Raw genomic sequence first — 18,875 nt, forward strand, 5'->3', positions numbered from 1 at the left:
ACACAGGGCCGCACAAAAAGGCCCCTGTTTCTGTGTATTTATACAGCAAACGAGCCAGGGTGACGCTGTCACCTATTGCAGAATTGTCTGACTGATATAATCTGGATAAATCCACAGTATTCAGATTAGGCATTATCATGACGGCGGAAGGCCACCTTATCTTTTCTGTCGCCTGCATTATCATGGCGAAAAAGGCCGGGCTGACGCCGGTACTGGCACACGGTGACTGGTGGCATATGATCCCAGGCGCTCTGCTGACCAGTCTGCTGCCAGACATCGACCATCCCCGCTCGCTGCTCGGCCAGCGCCTGCGCTGGATTTCAGTACCGATAGCCCGGGCGTTCGGGCACCGGGGATTCACCCACAGCCTGCTGGCCGTCGCCGGCGCGTTTTACCTGCTCAATAATGAATGGCCCAGCGACACCTGGGGGATCCCGGCCGATGCCCTGCAGGCCATGATCATAGGCTATCTCAGCCACCTGCTGGCCGACATGCTCACTCCGGCCGGCGTACCGCTGCTGTGGCCGATCCGCTGGCGCTTTCGTCTGCCGCTTCTGGTAACCCGCCAGGGCAATCAGCTCGAGCGGGTACTGTGTCTGGCACTGGTGGGATTCTCTCTCTACTGGCAAGGCAGCCTGATGCCACTGATAGAATGGCTGCGCCATCACTCCACCTATTGGTGATCCCGCTCACCCGGCACGCAAACCTATCGACGCGCCGTCACATTGTGTGCTGAAAATACAGACAACGCTGAATTTATCATTATATTTAATTCCATTTAGTTCTAAATCAGTATGTCAGAGTGTTGATATACTGTTACACAGAATAGTGACATCGCAGGGTGTTGCCCATAACCATACAATGACGGATCAGCCCGTTACCGCTGGTGCTCAATCGCGTTGCCGGTAGGATGGTCCGGGACTGAATGAGGATTTAGGGATGAATCTACCGCTTACCGGCAATGTAATTGCGTTTGTCGCCTTGCTGCTGCTTCTGGCCCGCTCGCGCCATACCCACTGGAGTCTGTCGAAAAAGGTCTTGGTGGGATTGGTTATCGGGGTGCTGTTCGGTCTGGCACTACAGCTGATCTATGGTGCCGACAATCCGGTGCTGAAAAGTTCGATCGCCTGGTTCAACATCATCGGTAACGGTTATGTTCGTCTGCTGCAAATGATCGTGATGCCGCTGGTTTTCATCTCGATCCTCAGCGCCGTGGTAAAGCTGCACAATGCCGCCTCGCTGGGTAAGATCAGCCTGCTGGCCATCGGTACCCTACTGTTTACGACCCTGATCGCCGCGCTGGTTGGCGTGGGCGTAACCGATCTGTTCGGCCTGACCGCCAACGGACTGGTTCAGGGGGGGCAAGAGAGTGCCCGACTGCAGGTACTGCAGGGAAGCTATGCCGGTAAGGTCGCCGATCTGACGGTGCCGCAGCTGCTACTCTCCTTTATTCCTAGAAACCCCTTTGCAGAGCTGACCGGCGCCAACCCCACCTCGATCATCAGCGTGGTGATCTTTGCCGCCATTCTTGGCAGCGCGGCACTGCAGCTGCTCAAAGACGACGCCGAGCGGGGGCCGCGGGTCGTACAGGGCATCGATACCCTGCAGGCAGTGGTGATGAAACTGGTTCGTCAGGTAATGAAGCTAACGCCTTACGGGGTGCTGGCGCTTATGACCACGGTCGTTGCCAGTTCTAACCTGCAGGACATCATTAAGCTGGGTGGCTTTGTCGTCGCCTCCTACCTGGGGCTGGCGATCATGTTCGTGGTTCACGCGCTGATCCTCGCGCTGGTCGGGATCAACCCGCTGCGCTTTTTCCGCAAGGTGTGGCCGGTACTGACCTTTGCCTTTACCAGCCGCTCCAGCGCCGCCAGCATCCCTCTCAACGTGGAGGCGCAGACGCGCCGCATTGGCATTCCCGACGCCATCGCCAGCTTCTCTGCCTCGTTTGGCGCCACCATTGGCCAGAACGGCTGCGCCGGGCTCTACCCCGCCATGCTGGCGGTGATGGTCGCCCCCACCGTCGGGATCAACCCGTTTGACCCGATCTGGATAACCACGCTGATCGGGGTGGTCACCATCAGCTCTGCCGGGGTCGCCGGCGTGGGCGGCGGTGCGACCTTCGCTGCCCTGATCGTCCTGCCTGCAATGGGACTGCCGGTCACGCTGGTTGCGTTGCTGATCTCTGTTGAGCCGCTGATCGATATGGGCCGAACCGCCCTCAATGTCAACGGCGCCATGACCGCTGGCGCCGTTACCAGCCAGCTGCTGCGCCAGACCGATCGCCAGATCCTTGACGCAGCGGAGGAGACCGACCTTTCTCGCCACTGATCCCCACCCGGCGATCTATAGCACGACAGCGGGGGCCTATGGCCCCCGCGCGCTTTCGGCTCTCCGCTAACGCGTAGTCCATTGAATAGCATCATGATCAGAAAGGATAGTCGTGGCAGCCCATCTGTTCAGAGATCCGCCGCGCCGCCCTATGCAGCATCGCCACGTATTCCTGTTTCGCCGTCTCTGAAAAACGCAGCGTCGGGAACGAAATGCTTAATCCCGCAGCGGCTACCCCAAAACGATCGAATACCGGCACGGCGATGCAACGTAGCCCCTCCTCCTGCTCCTCGTTGTCTTCGCCATATCCCTGGGCGCGCACCTGCTCCAGCACCTGCATCAACTGGGCGGCGTCGGAAATGGTCCGGGGAGTACTGCGGGTAAATTCAATCTGGCTGACCAGCGCCCCGACCTCACCGCGATCGCGCCAGGCCAGGAGCACCTTACCGATGGCGGTGCTATGCAGCGGATTACGGCGTCCGATACGGGAATACATACGCAGGTTGTACATCGAGTCAATCTTGTGGATATATACGATGCCGTCTTCGTCCAGCGCTCCCAGATGGATAGTCTCTTTCGTCAATCGCGACAGTTCACGCATCTCAATGTCCGCCAGGCGGATCAGATCCACATTCTGTAGCGCGTGGGCCCCCAGTTCGAACAGCTTCAGCGTCAGGGTATACTTTTCTGTTCCGCAGTCCTGTGCCACATAGCCCAGCGACTTCATGGTCTGCAGAAAACGGTAGACGGTGCTCTTGGACATCAGCACACGCTGGGAGAGCTCAGTGATACCGATTTCGCGCTCCCCACTCAGCGCCTGCAGAATGCCAAAAACTTTAAGGACAGAGGAGACGGCGTCGGGCTGCTTATCTATTTCGGTTGTCATGGCGTCGGGTTACCTTTATCAAAAAAAACGAACCTATGTTTCAGTATAGTAGGAACACTCCCCGAATGACAGTCGGATACATCGCTGCAACCAGGCGCCAATCAAGGTGATGAAAAGATTGCCAGCGCGCGCTTTTACGTGCACAGTGAGATCGCCCATATTCATGGAAACACCCGCTATGACCCCAAGCCTCGGTGACGGACTGCCACTGCGTCAGCGCTACAGTGCCATGCTGGCCATCGCGCTGGGTATCGCCATTGCCGTGTTGGATGGTGCCATCGCTAACGTCGCGCTGCCGAGCATCGCCCGCGATCTGCACGCCAGCTCGGCGAATGCTATCTGGATCGTTAATGCCTACCAACTATCGGTGACCGTGTCACTTCTTTCGTTGGCAGCCCTGGGCGAACGTATTGGCTATCGGCGTATCTTTCTCAGCGGCTGTCTGCTGTTCAGCCTGACCTCGCTGACCTGCGCCCTATCGGACTCTCTGCTGACCCTGACCCTCTCCCGTGTACTGCAGGGTTTTGCCGCCGCCGCGCTGATGAGCGTCAACGCCGCCCTGATCCGCCTAATCTATCCCCAACATCAGCTGGGACGCGGCATGGGATTAAACGCACTGGTGGTCGCCGTCTCCTCTGCCGCCGGCCCGACGATCGCCGCTGCCGTGCTGGCCCTGGGCGACTGGCCGTGGCTGTTCGCCATCAACATTCCCTTCGGTCTGGCTGCATGGCTGATTGGCCGACGCACTCTGCCACGCAATCCGCCTGCTGCGGTTCGCCCTCCCTTTGATCGCCAGAGCGCCCTGCTCAACGCTCTGACCTTCGGTCTGCTACTCTCCCTGATCAGCGGGCTGGCGCAGCATCAGTCTCCCGCACTGCTGTGGCTGGAACTGGCCGCCCTGCTGTGCAGCGCGACGCTACTGATCCGGCGCGAACGTCGGCAGCCACAGCCGCTGCTGCCAATCGATCTGCTGCGCATACCCATTTTTGCTCTCTCCATCGCCACTTCCATCTGCTCCTTTTGCGCGCAGATGCTAGCGCTGGTCTCACTGCCGTTCTTTCTACAGCGTACGCTGGGCTATGGCGAGGTAGCGACCGGCCTGCTGCTGACGCCCTGGCCGCTGGCCACCATGGTGATGGCCCCCATCGCGGGACGCCTGGTTGAACGGTTCAATGCCGGTCTGCTCGGTTGCGTGGGAATAGCGCTCACCGGCGTGGGCCTGATCGCGCTGGCGCTGCTGCCGGACCAGCCGGACAGCGCGGCAATTATCTGGCGTATGGCGCTGTGTGGCGCCGGCTTTGGCCTGTTTCAATCACCGAATAATCACACTATGATCGCCTCGGCACCGCGTCAGCGCAGCGGAGGGGCCAGCGGTATGCTGGGCACTGCCCGCCTGTTCGGCCAGACCCTGGGCGCCGCGCTGGTCGCGCTAATGTTTAACTGGCTGGGGGATGACAGGGGAACCCACGGCGCCCTGCTGCTGGGCGCCGCATGCGCCGCGCTGGCCGCAATTATCAGCATGATGCGCACCCGCGGACTCGCCCACGCAGAGCGCTAGCCCGCGGAGGTCAGGCAGACTGAGCGCCGTCAACGGCAGCACGGCTGGCCAACACCCGCTCAACGGTATCGACGACCGCCTGAGTCTGCGGGTCGATTTCAATATTTACCCAATCACCCAGGCGCTTCCCTCCCAGCGTGGTACGCTGCAGGGTCTCCGGGATTAGATGTACGCAGAAGCGGGTCTTACTCACCTCACCGAGGGTCAGACTGATACCGTCAATGCCGATAAACCCTTTATGCAGCACATATTTCATCATTTCACTGTCGCTGATACGGAACCAAATCTGGCGATTGTGCTCTGAACTGAGAATTTTGACGATCTCCGCCATCCCCATAACATGACCGGACATCAAATGGCCGCCGATCTCATCATTAAACTTGGCGGCCCGCTCCAGGTTAACCCGATCACCCACCCGCAGGCTTCCCAGATTCGTCACCCGCAGCGTCTCTTTCATCAGGTCAAAGCTGACCCGATCATCCTCAATCCCGGTGACGGTCAGACACACGCCGTTATTGGCCACCGAAGCACCCAGCGCCAATCCCGGCAACATATCAGGCGGCAACTGTACTATGTGGGTACGGAAATTGGTTTTTTCATCGATCGCCACCACCGATGCGGTGCCCTGAACAATACCGGTAAACATAATGCCTTCCTCTATATATGAGATATTCAGTTAGGATTACTGTCTATGAGTTTGCCCTAAATCATTCGTAAACCAAAGTATTACGCTATAGACCCCATTTATATACGCACCGGGCTCAACATTCTACCGGTGCATATACCCATATCGCAAACAAGTCGGTAGAATTACCCGTTCGTCCCCCTTCTTGTAAGCGACCCACCATGGTGTGCCGTGGGGATAGGCACATCCCTATTTTTTTGTGTCATAAAAACCATAAAAGGTATATCCGTGCAGAAGTATTGGCGCGAAGCGCGTAGTTTATTGGCGTTGGCTATTCCCGTTATCATCGCCCAAATCGCCCAAACGGCAATGGGCTTTGTCGATACCATCATGGCCGGGAGCGTCAGCGCTACCGATATGGCCGCGGTAGCCGTCGGCACCTCTATCTGGCTACCGACCATCCTCTTTGGCCACGGCCTGCTGCTGGCCCTGACGCCGGTCATCGCCCAGCTGAATGGCGCAGGTAAACGGCCCAGCATACCCCACCAGATCAGTCAGGGATTCTGGCTAGTGGCCGGGCTTTCCGTGCTGATCATCGCTGTCCTGTATAATGCCGGGCACATCATCAGCATGATGGACAATATCGATCCGCTGCTGGCCGACAAGGCTATCGGTTATCTGCACGCGATTATGTGGGGAGCACCGGGATATCTCTGCTTCCAGGTACTGCGCGGACTATGCGAAGGACTGAGCAAGACCACACCGGGGATGGTCATCGGCTTTATCGGTCTACTGATCAACATTCCGGTCAATTATATTTTTATCTACGGTAAATTTGGTGCCCCAGCGCTGGGCGGCGTTGGCTGCGGCGTCGCCACCGCCAGCGTCTACTGGATCATGTATCTGCTGATGCACAGCTACGTCGCCCGTGCCCCATCGCTGAAGGATGTCCGTCGACCATGCACATTTGAAGCAGCCGACTGGGCCACGCTCCGCCGCCTAATCGCCATCGGAATGCCGATCGCCCTGGCGCTGTTTTTCGAGGTCACCCTGTTCGCCGTGGTCGCCCTGCTGGTCTCTCCGCTGGGGATCGTGGCGGTCGCCGGGCACCAGGTCGCGCTAAATTTCAGCTCGCTGATGTTTGTGCTGCCCATGTCACTGGGCGTCGCGGCCACCATCCGCGTCGGCTATAGGCTGGGACAAGGCTCTACGGACAGCGCCCGTGTCTCAGCGCGCACGGCAATCGCGGTGGGAATGGCGATGGCCACCTGTACCGCCATTTTTACCATCGTCCTGCGCAAACCCATCGCCCTGTTGTATAACGACGATGTACAGGTGCTCACCATGGCGACCCACCTGATGCTACTGGCGGCGCTGTACCAAATATCGGACTCCGTGCAGGTGATCGGCAGTGGCGTTCTGCGTGGCTATAAGGATACCCGCTCGATCTTCTTCATTACCTTTATCGCCTACTGGCTATTGGGCCTGCCTACCGGGTATCTGCTGGCGCTGACCAACCAGATCACCCCGGCCATGGGGCCGAGCGGCTTCTGGATCGGGTTTATTATCGGGCTGACCTCCGCGGCCATCATGATGGCGCTGCGCATCCGCTGGCTACAGCGCCAGCCGAAAAGCTGGATCCTACAGCGCGCTGCACGCTGAACGCAGAAAAACATCCACTTGAGCGGCGCGGTAGCGCCGCTTTTTTCACCGTACTGCATACTCTGTCAGCAATCGTGTGAATTTCTGGGAAAAAAGTGATAATCCCCCCTTGCCAGCCCGGCCATGTGTCGCTAATATTCGTCTCCGTCGTCAGCCACGACGGCACTGGATGCGTCCGTAGCTCAGTTGGTTAGAGCACCACCTTGACATGGTGGGGGTCGGTAGTTCGAGTCTACTCGGACGCACCATTTCACAGTATGCACCCAGTGCGTCCGTAGCTCAGTTGGTTAGAGCACCACCTTGACATGGTGGGGGTCGGTAGTTCGAGTCTACTCGGACGCACCATTCTTTCTTTCGCCTTATCTCCCAAAGCGTTATCAGCCCCAAGCATCAACGTTCGTGACGTCCGCAGCCACGCCCGCGCAGGATAGATCCCATGACCAGGACGCGCCCGGCCATGGACAGAGTATCAGTCGAGACGGATCGCGACGGTATACAGCTTCACCCCATCAAACTCTTTGACGATGCGCCCCTGTACGCTGACCCGCTGCTGCGGCGTCACCACCCGGCCAGCCCAAGCGCTGCCTGGAACGATCAGCGTCATTACGCCGCTGTCGTCGCGGAAGCGGTAGTCCTCACCACCCAGCGCCTGAACAATGTGCCCTCGCATCTGCACCATCTGCCCTTCGTCGATCACCGTCGACTTCTGCACCTGGCTGACTGTCATTACATTCTGCTGATGCGGACCATCGAAACCGCCGCCCAACGAGGTCTGCGGCGAGGTACTACAGGCGGTCAAGCCCGCCACCGAAAGCGCCAGGATCACCGCCTTTACTGCATTATTCATGTTATAACTCCTTATTCAATCGGTATGCGGCCCGTCGCAGCCATACTGCGCTGCTCCGGTGCAGAGCTGATTTATATCTATTTGTTTATCCATATTATTATATCAAAGTATCTTATCGTTTCACCTTAGACAACTGCCCAGCGGGCCGCGCGGAGATAAATCCCGGCGTACATAGACACTTCAGTTATTCTGACACGCAAAAATAGCACATTGGCGGACAGAACAACGGCGGAATCGTATAAAAACGACGTCAGTGTCCACAGCAGCAGCGCGATCCGCTGCCAAGCCGAAAATCCTAATTATACGCCATGGGACAGCGCCATTATTGCTGGCAGAGGGTAAATATAGATACCATGAGAGTGGTCGACCAACATTGCTTAGCATGCTTAGTTAAGCTCTTATAAATTATTATGATAATCGATAATATCGGCCGTCATGCCGTGTCGGCTTATTGCACTGCTGTTTCAGATCCCCGCCCGTTAACCGTTGTCGATCACCTAGGTGACACTGCACTGATTAAGGACTTCCTGATACTTTTTTCACATATCATGATGAAACGCTATCGTTTATATCGCACCCTATTGACCATCACCATCAGCGTACCTGCCTGTATTATCCCCCTTGCCAGCCATTCTCAACAGGATCTGACAACGGTACAGCCGTTGCCGCCACTATTGCCATTACCCAGATGGAAAGGATCCTGTCCCACGCCGAGACCGTCAGTAAAAATAATATCGGCGGGGTAAATCAGCGCAGCAAAAAAATCAGACTGCACCTGATCAGGTACCGCTGCGTACTGCTGGTAAAGGATGGCATCCTGACCTGCTCCATAGAATGTCGATAAAGATCAGCAGAATCGCTCCCCTGCTGTCGGGAAAAGCGCTCTGATTAATCAAGCGGTCAAATTCCTGCGGGCCATTTATTCCGAAATCACTGTTGGCCAAAGATATGTTGCTCCAGCGGAGCTGGTGCATTTTCTAAGAGTCTATCCCATTAGGCTATTTGATTTGCCATTTTGGTCCTGGGCCGTGCTCACAATCTTCACGTACTGCGTGTACGCTCCGGTTGTTGCGCGCTGACCGTGTCATGTAGGATTTACAGCCTGAAAGGCTGTAAATCGATCGCGCCTTTTGCGCGACCATCGGCAGCGATACGATTAATGTCAGGATCCTGGACGCGATGATCGATCTGGCGCGCAGCTACAGCTACGTCTGGTGATGGAAGAGCTCGAGCAGACGCTGCAAGGCGGCTATCTGCGCCAGTGACAGGTTTACGCCATGCAGGAGTATCATCTCTTCGTCCGAGCAATACCGCTACGGGATTTCTCATACTGGTACGCCCACCAGCACTGGAGTGTCGATTCAGCGCAGACGACGCAAGGCGCGGGAGGGATCTCCCACGCCCCGGCGCAAACTTAGGCGGACGGATCCGGCATACTGCCGACGCGTTCTACCTGTACCCGTTCGATGCGGTACTCTTCTACCTCAGCGACGGTAAAACGCAGGCCGCTCAGCATCAACGCCGCCCCCACCGCCGGCATCCGGTCAAAATGCGCCAGCAGAAGCCCGGCCAACGAGGCATACTGCGTACCACTGCCCAGCACCAGTCCGTGAACGTCCAGCGTCTGCTCCAGGGTGTGCAGATCGGTGCTGCCCTTAACCAGCCACCCCTGCTCATTACCCACGATATCCAGCGCCTCATCCTCATCCGGGAACTCGCCGGCGATGGCCTCCAGTACATCCAGCGGCGTAACCAGTCCCTGAACGACACCAAACTCATCGCTGACCATCACCAGCCGTCCCTTCGCCTGACGCAGCACATCCAGCACATTGATCACATCCAGGCTCTCGAGTACGACGATCGGTGTATGCTGGGCCGCGAACTCGGCCAGCGGCGTATTCTGCTTCAGCGCCATCAGCAAATCTTTCGCCCGGACCACGCCCAGCAGCTGATCCAGCGATCCCTCACACACTGGAAACAGGCTGTGCGGCGTCTCCATCAGCTGGCGACGGATCTCATCCGCCGGCTGGCGGCAATCGATCCACGAGATTTCATTACGCGGCGTCATAATCGTGCGCAGCGAGCGCGAGGCCAGAGTGAGCACCCCGCTTATCATATAGCGCTCCTCGGCGGCAAAGGCACTCGCTGCACCCGGCACCAGCGCCACATCCACCGGAGCCGCCGCTCCTTCGCCGCGACCGCCGCCCATCAGGCGCATAATGGCCTCGGCGGTGCGCTGACGCATCGGCCTGCGCTGCTCATGGCGCAGATAATTCCGCCTGGCTATCTGGTTGAACATTTCAATCAGGATCGAGAAACCGATCGCTGCATACAGGTACCCTTTGGGAATATGCAGACCAAAGCCTTCGGCCATCAGACTCAGACCGATCATCAGCAGAAAGCTAAGGCACAGCACCACCACGGTGGGATGGGCGTTAACGAAACGCGTCAGCCTCTTAGAGGCCAGCAGCATGATCACCATCGCGATCACCACCGCCAGCATCATCACCGCCAGATGATCTACCATCCCAACAGCGGTGATCACGGCATCCAGCGAGAAAACGGCATCGAGGATCACTATCTGTACAACCACCGACCAAAAACTGGCATAGCCTTTATGGCTGACCTCATGCACCCGTCCTTCCAGGCGTTCATGCAGCTCCATGGTAGCCTTAAACAGCAGGAACAGCCCCCCCAGCAGCAGGATCACATCACGTCCGGAGAAGGTAAACATGGCGATACTGAACAGCGGACGGGTCAGCGTCACCATCCATGAAATAAGTGACAGTAGCGCCAGGCGCATAATCAGCGCCAAGCCGAGTCCAATCAGCCTGGCCCGGTCGCGCTGCTGCGGCGGCACCTTCTCGGCCAGAATGGCGACAAACACCAGGTTGTCGATGCCCAGGACAATTTCCAGCACCACCAGCGTCAGCAGACCGGCCCAGATGGAAGGATCCAATAACAGCTCCATCATGGGTTACCTGCCATCGTCAGCGCACCGGCGCTTGAGCCGAACGACAGTAGGAAGCAGCGCAGACGCAAAACAGGCCAAGGCATGTGCCATAGCGCCCCTGCGGAAACGGTAAAACATGGGCTACGCCCGGTACGGAAAGATAAATGGAGTGAAAGCAGGATAGTAAAACAGCGTCGGTGACGGTCCATAGGACGGGTTGAACCCAATACTCCTCATATTAATCAGGTTGTCTACTGTAGCAAGAAATTCACAGAATAACCAAGGGGGAACCCTGGCAACACTCCTCTTTCATCTCGCGGCAAAGCCGTAAAATAAAGTGTACAAAAAATCACCATTGCAGCTACATTTATTCACGTCATGTACCAATTAACGATAGACGTCACATAAAAAATTTTTTTACTGACTAAAATAAATCCAGCTGAAACCGATTACAGGCGATACTTGAATCGATTCATAAGTCTAATTTATTGATTTATATTGGATTGATCTTACACCCGTAAGATCTAAAGAAATTTCAGCGGGCAGTGACTCAACATGGATGTTTCGTTAAACAGTTCGTATCTTTAATTGCATACGGCACGTCATGTTTATTTTACGACGTGAAAGTATCAAGGAAAGCAGAGGAGGCAGCGAGTGAGTATTGCTATTATGATCGGTACTCACGGGGCAGCGGCGGAGCAATTGCTAAAAACCGCCGAGATGTTGTTGGGCGAACAAAGTAACGTTGGCTTTATCGACTTCGTGCCCGGTGAGAATGCCGAGACCCTGATCGAAAAATACAGTCAGAAGCTGGCGCAAATGGATATCAGCGAAGGGGTACTCTTCCTGGTGGATACCTGGGGTGGCAGTCCGTTCAACGCGGCCAGCCGGATTGTATTGGACAAAGAACACTATGACGTGATCACCGGCGTCAACGTACCGATGCTGGTTGAAACCTTCATGGCCCGCGATGATAACCCTACGTTTGATGAGCTGGTCGCCTTAGCCTTGGAAACCGGGCGTGAAGGCGTACGCGCACTGCGTGCCAAAGAAGAGGCCCCCGCGACCAGCGCTCCGAAAGCGGCCACGCCGGTACAGGCTAAACCTGCCACGCCGCTGAACCCGGAGGATCACATGAGGATCGGTCTGGCGCGTATTGACGATCGCCTGATTCATGGTCAGGTTGCCACCCGCTGGACCAAGGAAACCGGCGTCTCCCGCATCATCGTTGTCAGTGATGAGGTCGCCAACGACCACGTTCGTTCTACCCTGCTTAAGCAGGTGGCGCCGCCGGGCGTGACCGCCCACGTCGTCGATGTAGCCAAGATGATCCGCGTCTACAATAACCCGAAATACGCCAACGACCGTGTGATGCTGCTGTTTACCAACCCAACCGACGTCGAGCGTCTGGTGGAGAACGGCGTCAAGATCACCACAGTGAACATCGGCGGTATGGCATTCCGGCAGGGGAAAACCCAGGTTAACAATGCCGTCTCCGTCGATGAGACAGATATCGAAGCCTTCAAAAAGCTGGATGCCCGTGGCATTGAGCTGGAGGTGCGCAAGGTGTCCAACGATCCGCGTCTGAAGATGATGGACCTTATCAGCAAGATGAACTGATATGCCGTAAGGCATTGATTTAAATAACTAAGATATTTGGTCAAAGGAGAAGTACAATGGAGATTACCACTCTTCAGATTGTGCTGATATTTATCGTGGCATGTATTGCGGGGATGGGTTCTATCCTCGATGAGTTTCAGTTCCACCGCCCGCTGGTCGCCTGTACCCTGATCGGTATCGTGCTCGGCGATATGAAGACCGGTATTATCATCGGGGGTACCCTGGAGATGATCGCCCTGGGCTGGATGAACATCGGTGCCGCCGTCGCACCCGATGCCGCCCTGGCCTCCATCATCTCAACCATCCTGGTCATCGCTGGCGGCCAGAGTATCGGCGCCGGTATCGCGCTGGCGATCCCGCTGGCTGCTGCCGGTCAGGTATTGACCATCATCGTACGTACCATCACCGTGGGCTTCCAGCATGCCGCTGACGGTGCCGCTGAGCGCGGGGATCTGCGCGCCATATCTTACCTGCACTGCTCCGCCCTGCTGCTACAGGCAATGCGCATCGCCATTCCGGCCGTTATCGTTGCCGTCTCCGTCGGTACCGATGCCGTGCACTCCATGCTGAGCGCCATTCCTGAGGTCGTCACCACCGGTCTGGGTATCGCAGGCGGAATGATCGTCGTTGTCGGTTACGCCATGGTCATCAACATGATGCGTGCCGGCTATCTGATGCCGTTCTTCTACCTGGGCTTTGTCACCGCCGCGTTCACCAACTTCAACCTAGTTGCATTGGGTGTATTGGGTCTGGTTATGGCCATCCTGTATATCCAGCTCAGCCCGAAATACAACAAGGCACAGGTGGTACAGTCCGCTGCCAACGGCAATAACGATCTCGACAACGAACTGGACTAAGAGAGAAGGTGAGAAAAATGGTTGATACGACTTCATCTGTAACCCCACATCAGGGTGAGAAGAGACTGACCGCTGGCGATATTCGCGGTGTATTCCTGCGCTCTAACCTTTTCCAGGGTTCATGGAACTTCGAACGTATGCAGGCACTGGGATTCTGTTTCTCCATGGTACCGGTGATCCGTCGCCTGTATCCGGAGAACAGCGAAGAGCGCCGCCAGGCAATCCGTCGCCATCTGGAGTTCTTTAACACCCAGCCGTTCGTCGCGGCGCCGGTCCTCGGCGTCACCATGGCAATGGAAGAGGAACGCGCCAACGGCGCACCGATCGACGATGCTGCGATCAACGGTATCAAGGTCGGTCTGATGGGGCCGCTAGCCGGTGTCGGTGACCCGATATTCTGGGGTACCGTCCGTCCGGTCTTCGCCGCCCTCGGCGCAGGTATCGCAATGACCGGTAGCCTGCTTGGTCCGATCCTGTTCTTCGTGCTGTTTAACCTGGTACGCCTGCTGGTACGTTACTACGGCGTCGCCTACGGCTATAAGAAAGGGGTCGATATCGTCTCTGATATGGGTGGTGGCTTCCTGCAGAAACTGACGGAAGGGGCGTCCATCCTCGGCCTGTTTGTCATGGGAGCCCTGGTCAACAAGTGGACTCACGTCAACATTCCGTTGGTGGTCTCAAAAGTGACTAACCAGGAAGGGCACACCACCGTCACCACGGTACAGAACATTCTGGACCAGCTGATGCCGGGCCTGGTGCCACTGCTGCTGACCTTTGGCTGTATGTGGCTGCTGCGCCGTAAGGTGAACGCTCTGTGGATCATCGTGGGCTTCTTCTTTATCGGTATCTTCGGTTACTGGATCGGCCTGCTAGGTCAGTAATCTCCCCGGCACCGGACCGCTCAGGCCATCCGGTGCCGTTTTACCCCCTGCCTGCGGAGTTGTCCATGTCTTTAACCGATATCGCCCTGTTGGTCTTTATCGTGCTGTTTCTGCTATACGCCATCTATGACGAAGCCATTATGCCGCGCCAACGCAGTGCGACCTTGCTACGGGTGAATCTGAAGCGACGCAATAAGGCCGATAGTCTAATCTTTATCGGGCTGCTGGCGATCCTTGTCTACCGCAACATCAGCGATCAGGGTGCCCCGTTTACCACTTGGCTACTGGCAACCCTCATGGTGGTCGCCATCTATATTTTTTACCTACGCTGGCCCAAACTGTTGTTTAAACAGCAGGGGTTCTACTATGGCAATGTGTTTATCGATTATGCCCGCATCCGCGGTATGAACCTGTCTGAAGACGGCTTTCTGGTTATCGATCTGGAAAAACGGCGTCTGCTGATCCAGGTGGCCAACCTGGACTCACTGGACGAGATCTTTAAGTTCCTGCTGGAGCACCAGCAAAAGCCAGCGTAAGGGAGGCCGCGCCTGCTCCCCTTTCCGCCGCCTCAGTCGCGGCGGTAAACCCGGATCAGAAAGTCAGTCTCACACTCAAACGCCTCACGCGCCTGCAGCGCCTCAGCAACCCCCTGCGGAGCCCGCCAGGCAAAAGGGGTCATCTGCAGCAACTCGGCCGCCTCGACACCGTTCAGCGCCATGGCATAGCCCAGGCGCTGGCTCTCAAGCAGGGTAAAGCCCGAGAGTAACTCCGCCTTCTGCATATGTAGATGTACTGCAGGGTAGACCAACGCTTTCAGCTGATACAAATGGCGCTCCGCCGGCGTAACGGTCACCAGACAACCGCCTGTCGCCACCACTCGAGCCAACTCCTGCGCATTGCATGGCGCGTAGATGCGTACCGCACCGCCGATGCTGGCATCGGCAAATGGCAGCCGCAGACTCGACGCAACGCAGAAGTGAGCCTGCGGATAGCGCCGCGCCGCATAGCGAATGGCCACCTTGGCGATATCCAGCCCATAGACCTGCGCCTCCCGTACGCTAGCCCAGCTGGCGGTGTAATACCCTTCTCCACAGCCGATATCCAGGACGTTACAGCCGTCACTAGGCAAATAGCGTGCCAGAAGGCCCTGTACGGCGTCACGCAGCGGCAAATAATGGTCAGCCTGCAAAAAGGCTCGGCGGGCCTGCATCATCTCGCTGCTGTCACCTGGCTGACGCGAATGCTTAAACTGCACCGGCATCAGGTTGACATAGCCCTCTTTAGCGCAGTCAAATCGATGGTTATTAACGCAGCGCCACTGGCGTGCATCCTGGTGCAGCGGAGAGTGGCACAGGGGACATTGGTACGGCATGGCGTTTACTCTTATTTTGGAGGAACAGCGCCGCCGGTGATGGGGACGAGCGCAACACAGGACGGGTATTATCGGGGGCGACGGCGGCATGCGCAAGCCGAGCACGCAAGGCACAGACGATCAGGCTGGCAGCAGGCATAAAAAAACCCGCCGTCGGCGGGTTTTTTAACCACTAACGCAGCTAACTTAGATAGCAGTTACGTTAACAGCAGACGGACCTTTCTGGCCATCCTGGATTTCGAACTCTACGTGCTGACCTTCAGCCAGAGTTTTGAAACCGTTGCCCTGGATTGCAGAGAAGTGAACGAACACGTCCTTGCTGCCGTCAGCCGGGGTGATGAAACCGAAACCCTTCGCTTCGTTGAACCACTTCACTTGACCTTTGATCTTAGCCATCTTACATATTTCCTTACTATTGATTAAACCGCCCGAAGGCGTTACACAAACAAACTAGAGTCGTTACTGCTTGAGGCACTAAGATAAGGTTCGGCAGAGAAGTAGTAAGCAACGCAAACGTTTTTACTCGGAACTTCTTTACTGAAAATGCCACACATAGACAGAACTGTACCTCGCTTTACTCCAATGCGTTATCACATACTCTCAATTTAATGGCAAGCCATTTTTATTCAGTGAACGACATGTCGCACAGAAATAAAACGGTCGGCGGAAAACCAGTCATGTTTATGCTGAAATAAGTTGCGATACGCAGCATTTTCTGCTGCCGCAGCGACGTTGGTTTTTCCAGCACTCACACTCTTTGGATTTCCTTGACTCTCATGTACTCCTTTTTACGCTATTTTGACGCATTCGTCATCTTCTTATCCGCAAAAAAGTGAAATAATGAGTTTAGAATGCAATGCATTATACATTTTTAGCCGATGCTATCCCTAGATTAGGCCGATCGCATCTTAGCATTCATACTATAAATTGTTTTTTTAGCGCTTTCCAAAAAATGCCAAATAGATCGCTCAGCCCCATAGTCCCATACCACCCCGTGACGTCACTCACACAACTCATTGATTTTTATCAAAATAGCTTTACAGAGCAATAGTTTATATAATTATTATGAAAATAATGATTTGCAGAAAGCATATGCCTGCGCAGCGGATGTACCGAGCGTAAAAAGAAGAGAAGAAGCCTCTGTACACTGCTGCTTATATGACCTATCTGATACCAGCGAAGCTGATATCACCTCTCGCATACTGGTAAGCGTTCAGCGTGAACAGACAAAGCCGCAAAGGACAGACGACGAAATAAAAAAATACCCGACGGCATTGGACAAATTGGCATCCGCCACAAAGGCAGCGACAGACGTCAAATTCACCGATTATTTTACCGGTAACTCGATATCCTGAAACATCGCCTCTATTTCCTCATTACTGCGCAACGCCAGCGCGGCATCAATGACCTCCCGCGTAAGGTGGGGCGCAAAGCGGGCAATAAAATCGTACATATAGCTGCGCAGGAAAGTACTACGGCGAAAACCTATCTTCGTGGTACTGTAACCAAACAGATGGCTGGCGTCCAACGCGACCAGATCACCATCAATCTGCGGGTCAAGAGCCATCCCGGCTATCACCCCCACCCCAAGCCCCAGCCGCACATAGGTCTTAATCACATCTGCATCCGTTGCGGTAAAGACGATACGCGGCGTCAGCCCCGCCTGATTGAAGGCACCGTCCAGCGTGGAGCGCCCGGTAAAGCCAAAGGTATAGGTCACCAAGGGGTACTCCGCCAGCTCTTCAATGCTGACCTGATCGCGCCCGGCCAACGGGTGGTTCGGCATCACCACCAGCGCACGATTCCAGTGATAGCAGGGTAGCATCACCAGATCGGCATACAGGTGCAGCGCCTCCGTCGCGATGGCGAAATCGGCGTTCCCCTTACAAACGGCCTCGGCAATTTGACTCGGCGATCCCTGATGCATGTGCAGCGACACCCGTGGATAGCGCTTGATAAAATTCTGGATCACCGCAGGAAGGGCATAGCGGGCCTGCGTGTGGGTGGTCGCGACATACAGCGACCCCTGATCGGGGTAGGTATGCTCGCCGGCTACGGCCTTGATGGCATCGACTTTGGACAGCACCTCGCGAGCAATCCGGATAATCGCTTGTCCTGCCGGCGTTACCTGAGTCAGGTGCTTGCCACTGCGCGAAAATATCTGAACCCCCAGCTCATCCTCCAGCATACGCACCTGCTTGCTGATACCGGGCTGTGAGGTATAAAGCCCCTCGGCGGTAGAAGAGACGTTAAGGTTGTGGTTAACAACTTCAACAATATAACGAAGCTGCTGCAATTTCATAGCCTGTGCCATCCTAAGTTATCATTGGTTATTGCGACGCATGGCATGCAAATAACATTAAAAACCAGAAAATGGGTTTTATATAACCACTATATCATTATGTTACTGAACGTATAAACAGATAACAAAACAACAGCACTTGTTATTGTCTGGTTCAATGAGTCCCGTAAAAAACCACCTGCATAGCCGGTGGCATTGATAACGCCCTATAGGGGCGTACTAAGAGCCGCTAACAAAACCTTCGTCACGGGGCGGCCGTCCATGTCTTGATGACGATGCCGTTCTCAACGGTATTCTGTTTGTCCTTACGACTGGGATACCCTGGGAGGGCTTACCCCAGTCGTTGGGTTTTGGCAGCGCAATGACGTGCTTGCGTCGCCTACGCGATTGGCAAGCTCAAGGCATCTGGCTGCGACTTCACGTGGCTCTGCTGACCCAGCTACACCAAGCGGCTCACATCGACTGGAGCAGAGCAAGCCTCGATGGCGCGAGCGTAGCCAGCCCCCGGGGGGCCAGGAAACAGGACGTAACCCGACAGACAGAGGCAAGTTGGGCAGTAAACGACACATCGTGGTGCAACGTCAGGGCATCCAACGCGCCGTGCTTGTCTCAGGAGCCAATCGCCATGACCCGATAATGTTTGAGCCATTGTTGGATGTCCTCCCGGCGTTAGCCGGCAAGAGAGGGCGACCACGATATCGGCCTGACAAGCTACACGCAGACAAGGGGTATGATTTTCGCCGTTGCCGGGATTATCTGAGGCGACGGGGAATCAGATAGCAATGACCGCTTGGGTCGTTATCGCTGGGTTGTAGAGCGAACTCATGGGTGGTTAGCGGGTTTTGGCAAGCTGGGTATTCGTTTCGAACGGCGGCTGGATACCCATCTTGCATTGCTGACGCTGGCTTGTGCTGTTATCTGCTTGCGCTTTGTTGAGCGGTTTTGTTAGCGGCTCTAAGTCCAAGCTCTGAGAGCCTTCGA

General features: G+C 55.9%; 16 protein-coding genes, 2 tRNA genes and 1 pseudogene. 11 read left to right on the forward strand and 8 right to left on the reverse strand.

Annotated elements, in window-relative coordinates:
• Positions 1–137: 137 nt before the first annotated feature.
• Complete coding sequence (locus EIEH_RS14605; protein ID WP_015871062.1) at positions 138–683, forward strand: metal-dependent hydrolase; 546 nt, start codon at positions 138–140, stop codon at positions 681–683.
• Positions 684–939: 256 nt separating this feature from the next.
• A complete protein-coding gene (locus EIEH_RS14610) occupies positions 940–2,331 on the forward strand; it encodes an L-cystine transporter (protein ID WP_015871061.1) in 1,392 nt (463 codons plus the stop codon).
• A 97-nt stretch (positions 2,332–2,428) separates the two neighbouring features.
• On the opposite strand, the gene kdgR is transcribed toward EIEH_RS14610, so the two are convergent.
• Positions 2,429–3,217, reverse strand: a complete 789-nt coding sequence (gene kdgR, locus EIEH_RS14615; protein WP_015871060.1) for a DNA-binding transcriptional regulator KdgR — start codon at positions 3,215–3,217, stop codon at positions 2,429–2,431.
• Between the two features lie 178 nt (positions 3,218–3,395).
• Between kdgR and EIEH_RS14620 the strand changes: the two genes are divergently transcribed.
• A complete protein-coding gene (locus EIEH_RS14620; protein ID WP_015871059.1) occupies positions 3,396–4,775 on the forward strand; it encodes an MFS transporter in 1,380 nt (459 codons plus the stop codon).
• A 10-nt stretch (positions 4,776–4,785) separates the two neighbouring features.
• On the opposite strand, the gene EIEH_RS14625 is transcribed toward EIEH_RS14620, so the two are convergent.
• Positions 4,786–5,421, reverse strand: coding sequence for a riboflavin synthase (locus EIEH_RS14625; RefSeq protein ID WP_015871058.1), 636 nt, complete (start codon positions 5,419–5,421; stop codon positions 4,786–4,788).
• 267 nt (positions 5,422–5,688) lie between these two features.
• On the opposite strand from EIEH_RS14625, the gene EIEH_RS14630 reads away from it, so the two are divergent.
• The 3 genes from EIEH_RS14630 to EIEH_RS14640 all read left to right on the forward strand — a co-directional run bounded on the left by EIEH_RS14630 (position 5,689) and on the right by EIEH_RS14640 (position 7,407).
• Positions 5,689–7,062 (forward strand): MATE family efflux transporter, encoded by a 1,374-nt coding sequence (locus tag EIEH_RS14630; RefSeq protein WP_015871057.1) that lies wholly within the window; start codon positions 5,689–5,691, stop codon positions 7,060–7,062.
• Between the two features lie 171 nt (positions 7,063–7,233).
• Positions 7,234–7,310: transfer RNA gene (locus EIEH_RS14635), tRNA-Val, on the forward strand.
• 20 nt (positions 7,311–7,330) lie between these two features.
• Positions 7,331–7,407, forward strand: a tRNA-Val gene (locus EIEH_RS14640).
• Positions 7,408–7,531: 124 nt separating this feature from the next.
• On the opposite strand, the gene EIEH_RS14645 is transcribed toward EIEH_RS14640, so the two are convergent.
• Both EIEH_RS14645 and EIEH_RS14650 read right to left on the reverse strand, forming a co-directional pair.
• Positions 7,532–7,909 (reverse strand): YgiW/YdeI family stress tolerance OB fold protein, encoded by a 378-nt coding sequence (locus EIEH_RS14645; RefSeq protein ID WP_015871056.1) that lies wholly within the window; start codon positions 7,907–7,909, stop codon positions 7,532–7,534.
• 1,414 nt (positions 7,910–9,323) lie between these two features.
• Positions 9,324–10,880, reverse strand: a complete 1,557-nt coding sequence (locus EIEH_RS14650) for a TerC family protein (RefSeq protein ID WP_015871053.1) — start codon at positions 10,878–10,880, stop codon at positions 9,324–9,326.
• A gap of 636 nt (positions 10,881–11,516) precedes the next feature.
• On the opposite strand from EIEH_RS14650, the gene manX reads away from it, so the two are divergent.
• The 4 genes from manX (at position 11,517) to EIEH_RS14670 (ending at position 14,756) form a co-directional block, all read left to right on the forward strand.
• A complete protein-coding gene (gene manX / locus EIEH_RS14655) occupies positions 11,517–12,482 on the forward strand; it encodes a PTS mannose transporter subunit IIAB (RefSeq protein WP_015871052.1) in 966 nt (321 codons plus the stop codon).
• Between the two features lie 56 nt (positions 12,483–12,538).
• The gene (locus EIEH_RS14660; RefSeq protein ID WP_012848409.1) at positions 12,539–13,339 is read left to right on the forward strand and encodes a PTS mannose/fructose/sorbose transporter subunit IIC; all 801 of its coding nucleotides are present in this window, start codon (positions 12,539–12,541) and stop codon (positions 13,337–13,339) included.
• A gap of 17 nt (positions 13,340–13,356) precedes the next feature.
• Complete coding sequence (locus EIEH_RS14665; RefSeq protein ID WP_015871051.1) at positions 13,357–14,220, forward strand: PTS mannose transporter subunit IID; 864 nt, start codon at positions 13,357–13,359, stop codon at positions 14,218–14,220.
• A 65-nt stretch (positions 14,221–14,285) separates the two neighbouring features.
• Positions 14,286–14,756, forward strand: coding sequence for a DUF986 family protein (locus tag EIEH_RS14670; RefSeq protein ID WP_015871050.1), 471 nt, complete (start codon positions 14,286–14,288; stop codon positions 14,754–14,756).
• A 32-nt stretch (positions 14,757–14,788) separates the two neighbouring features.
• Here EIEH_RS14670 and rlmA read toward each other — a convergent pair whose 3' ends face one another.
• The 4 genes from rlmA to cysB all read right to left on the reverse strand — a co-directional run bounded on the left by rlmA (position 14,789) and on the right by cysB (position 17,894).
• Positions 14,789–15,592 (reverse strand): 23S rRNA (guanine(745)-N(1))-methyltransferase, encoded by an 804-nt coding sequence (rlmA, locus tag EIEH_RS14675; protein ID WP_015871049.1) that lies wholly within the window; start codon positions 15,590–15,592, stop codon positions 14,789–14,791.
• A 186-nt stretch (positions 15,593–15,778) separates the two neighbouring features.
• Positions 15,779–15,988: a transcription antiterminator/RNA stability regulator CspE gene (gene cspE / locus EIEH_RS14680; RefSeq protein WP_004094893.1), complete on the reverse strand. Its 210-nt coding sequence runs from the start codon at positions 15,986–15,988 to the stop codon at positions 15,779–15,781.
• Positions 15,989–16,029: 41 nt separating this feature from the next.
• Positions 16,030–16,146: a DUF2627 domain-containing protein gene (locus EIEH_RS17980; RefSeq protein WP_071525740.1), complete on the reverse strand. Its 117-nt coding sequence runs from the start codon at positions 16,144–16,146 to the stop codon at positions 16,030–16,032.
• Positions 16,147–16,919: 773 nt separating this feature from the next.
• Positions 16,920–17,894, reverse strand: a complete 975-nt coding sequence (gene cysB / locus EIEH_RS14685; protein WP_015871047.1) for an HTH-type transcriptional regulator CysB — start codon at positions 17,892–17,894, stop codon at positions 16,920–16,922.
• Positions 17,895–18,120: 226 nt separating this feature from the next.
• Between cysB and EIEH_RS18615 the strand changes: the two are divergent.
• Positions 18,121–18,843: pseudogene (locus tag EIEH_RS18615) on the forward strand (IS5 family transposase); the annotation flags it as partial.
• Positions 18,844–18,875: the final 32 nt, after the last annotated feature.

Origin of the sequence: Edwardsiella ictaluri ATCC 33202 (genome assembly GCF_000264785.1) — a bacterium.
In the GTDB taxonomy this organism is placed as follows: Bacteria; Pseudomonadota; Gammaproteobacteria; order Enterobacterales; family Enterobacteriaceae; genus Edwardsiella; species Edwardsiella ictaluri.

Bases quoted from the DNA above. Each gene is read 5' to 3' on its own strand.
- EIEH_RS14610 (WP_015871061.1), top strand. From the start codon at position 940: ATGAATCTACCGCTTACCGGCAATGTAATTGCGTTTGTCGCCTTGCTG.
- kdgR (WP_015871060.1), bottom strand. From the start codon at position 3,217: ATGACAACCGAAATAGATAAGCAGCCCGACGCCGTCTCCTCTGTCCTT.
- EIEH_RS14650 (WP_015871053.1), bottom strand. From the start codon at position 10,880: ATGGAGCTGTTATTGGATCCTTCCATCTGGGCCGGTCTGCTGACGCTG.
- EIEH_RS14620 (WP_015871059.1), top strand. From the start codon at position 3,396: ATGACCCCAAGCCTCGGTGACGGACTGCCACTGCGTCAGCGCTACAGT.
- rlmA (WP_015871049.1), bottom strand. From the start codon at position 15,592: ATGCCGTACCAATGTCCCCTGTGCCACTCTCCGCTGCACCAGGATGCA.
- EIEH_RS14660 (WP_012848409.1), top strand. From the start codon at position 12,539: ATGGAGATTACCACTCTTCAGATTGTGCTGATATTTATCGTGGCATGT.
- EIEH_RS14605 (WP_015871062.1), top strand. From the start codon at position 138: ATGACGGCGGAAGGCCACCTTATCTTTTCTGTCGCCTGCATTATCATG.
- EIEH_RS17980 (WP_071525740.1), bottom strand. From the start codon at position 16,146: ATGTGTGGCATTTTCAGTAAAGAAGTTCCGAGTAAAAACGTTTGCGTT.
- EIEH_RS14625 (WP_015871058.1), bottom strand. From the start codon at position 5,421: ATGTTTACCGGTATTGTTCAGGGCACCGCATCGGTGGTGGCGATCGAT.
- EIEH_RS14665 (WP_015871051.1), top strand. From the start codon at position 13,357: ATGGTTGATACGACTTCATCTGTAACCCCACATCAGGGTGAGAAGAGA.
- cysB (WP_015871047.1), bottom strand. From the start codon at position 17,894: ATGAAATTGCAGCAGCTTCGTTATATTGTTGAAGTTGTTAACCACAAC.
- cspE (WP_004094893.1), bottom strand. From the start codon at position 15,988: ATGGCTAAGATCAAAGGTCAAGTGAAGTGGTTCAACGAAGCGAAGGGT.
- EIEH_RS14670 (WP_015871050.1), top strand. From the start codon at position 14,286: ATGTCTTTAACCGATATCGCCCTGTTGGTCTTTATCGTGCTGTTTCTG.
- EIEH_RS14645 (WP_015871056.1), bottom strand. From the start codon at position 7,909: ATGAATAATGCAGTAAAGGCGGTGATCCTGGCGCTTTCGGTGGCGGGC.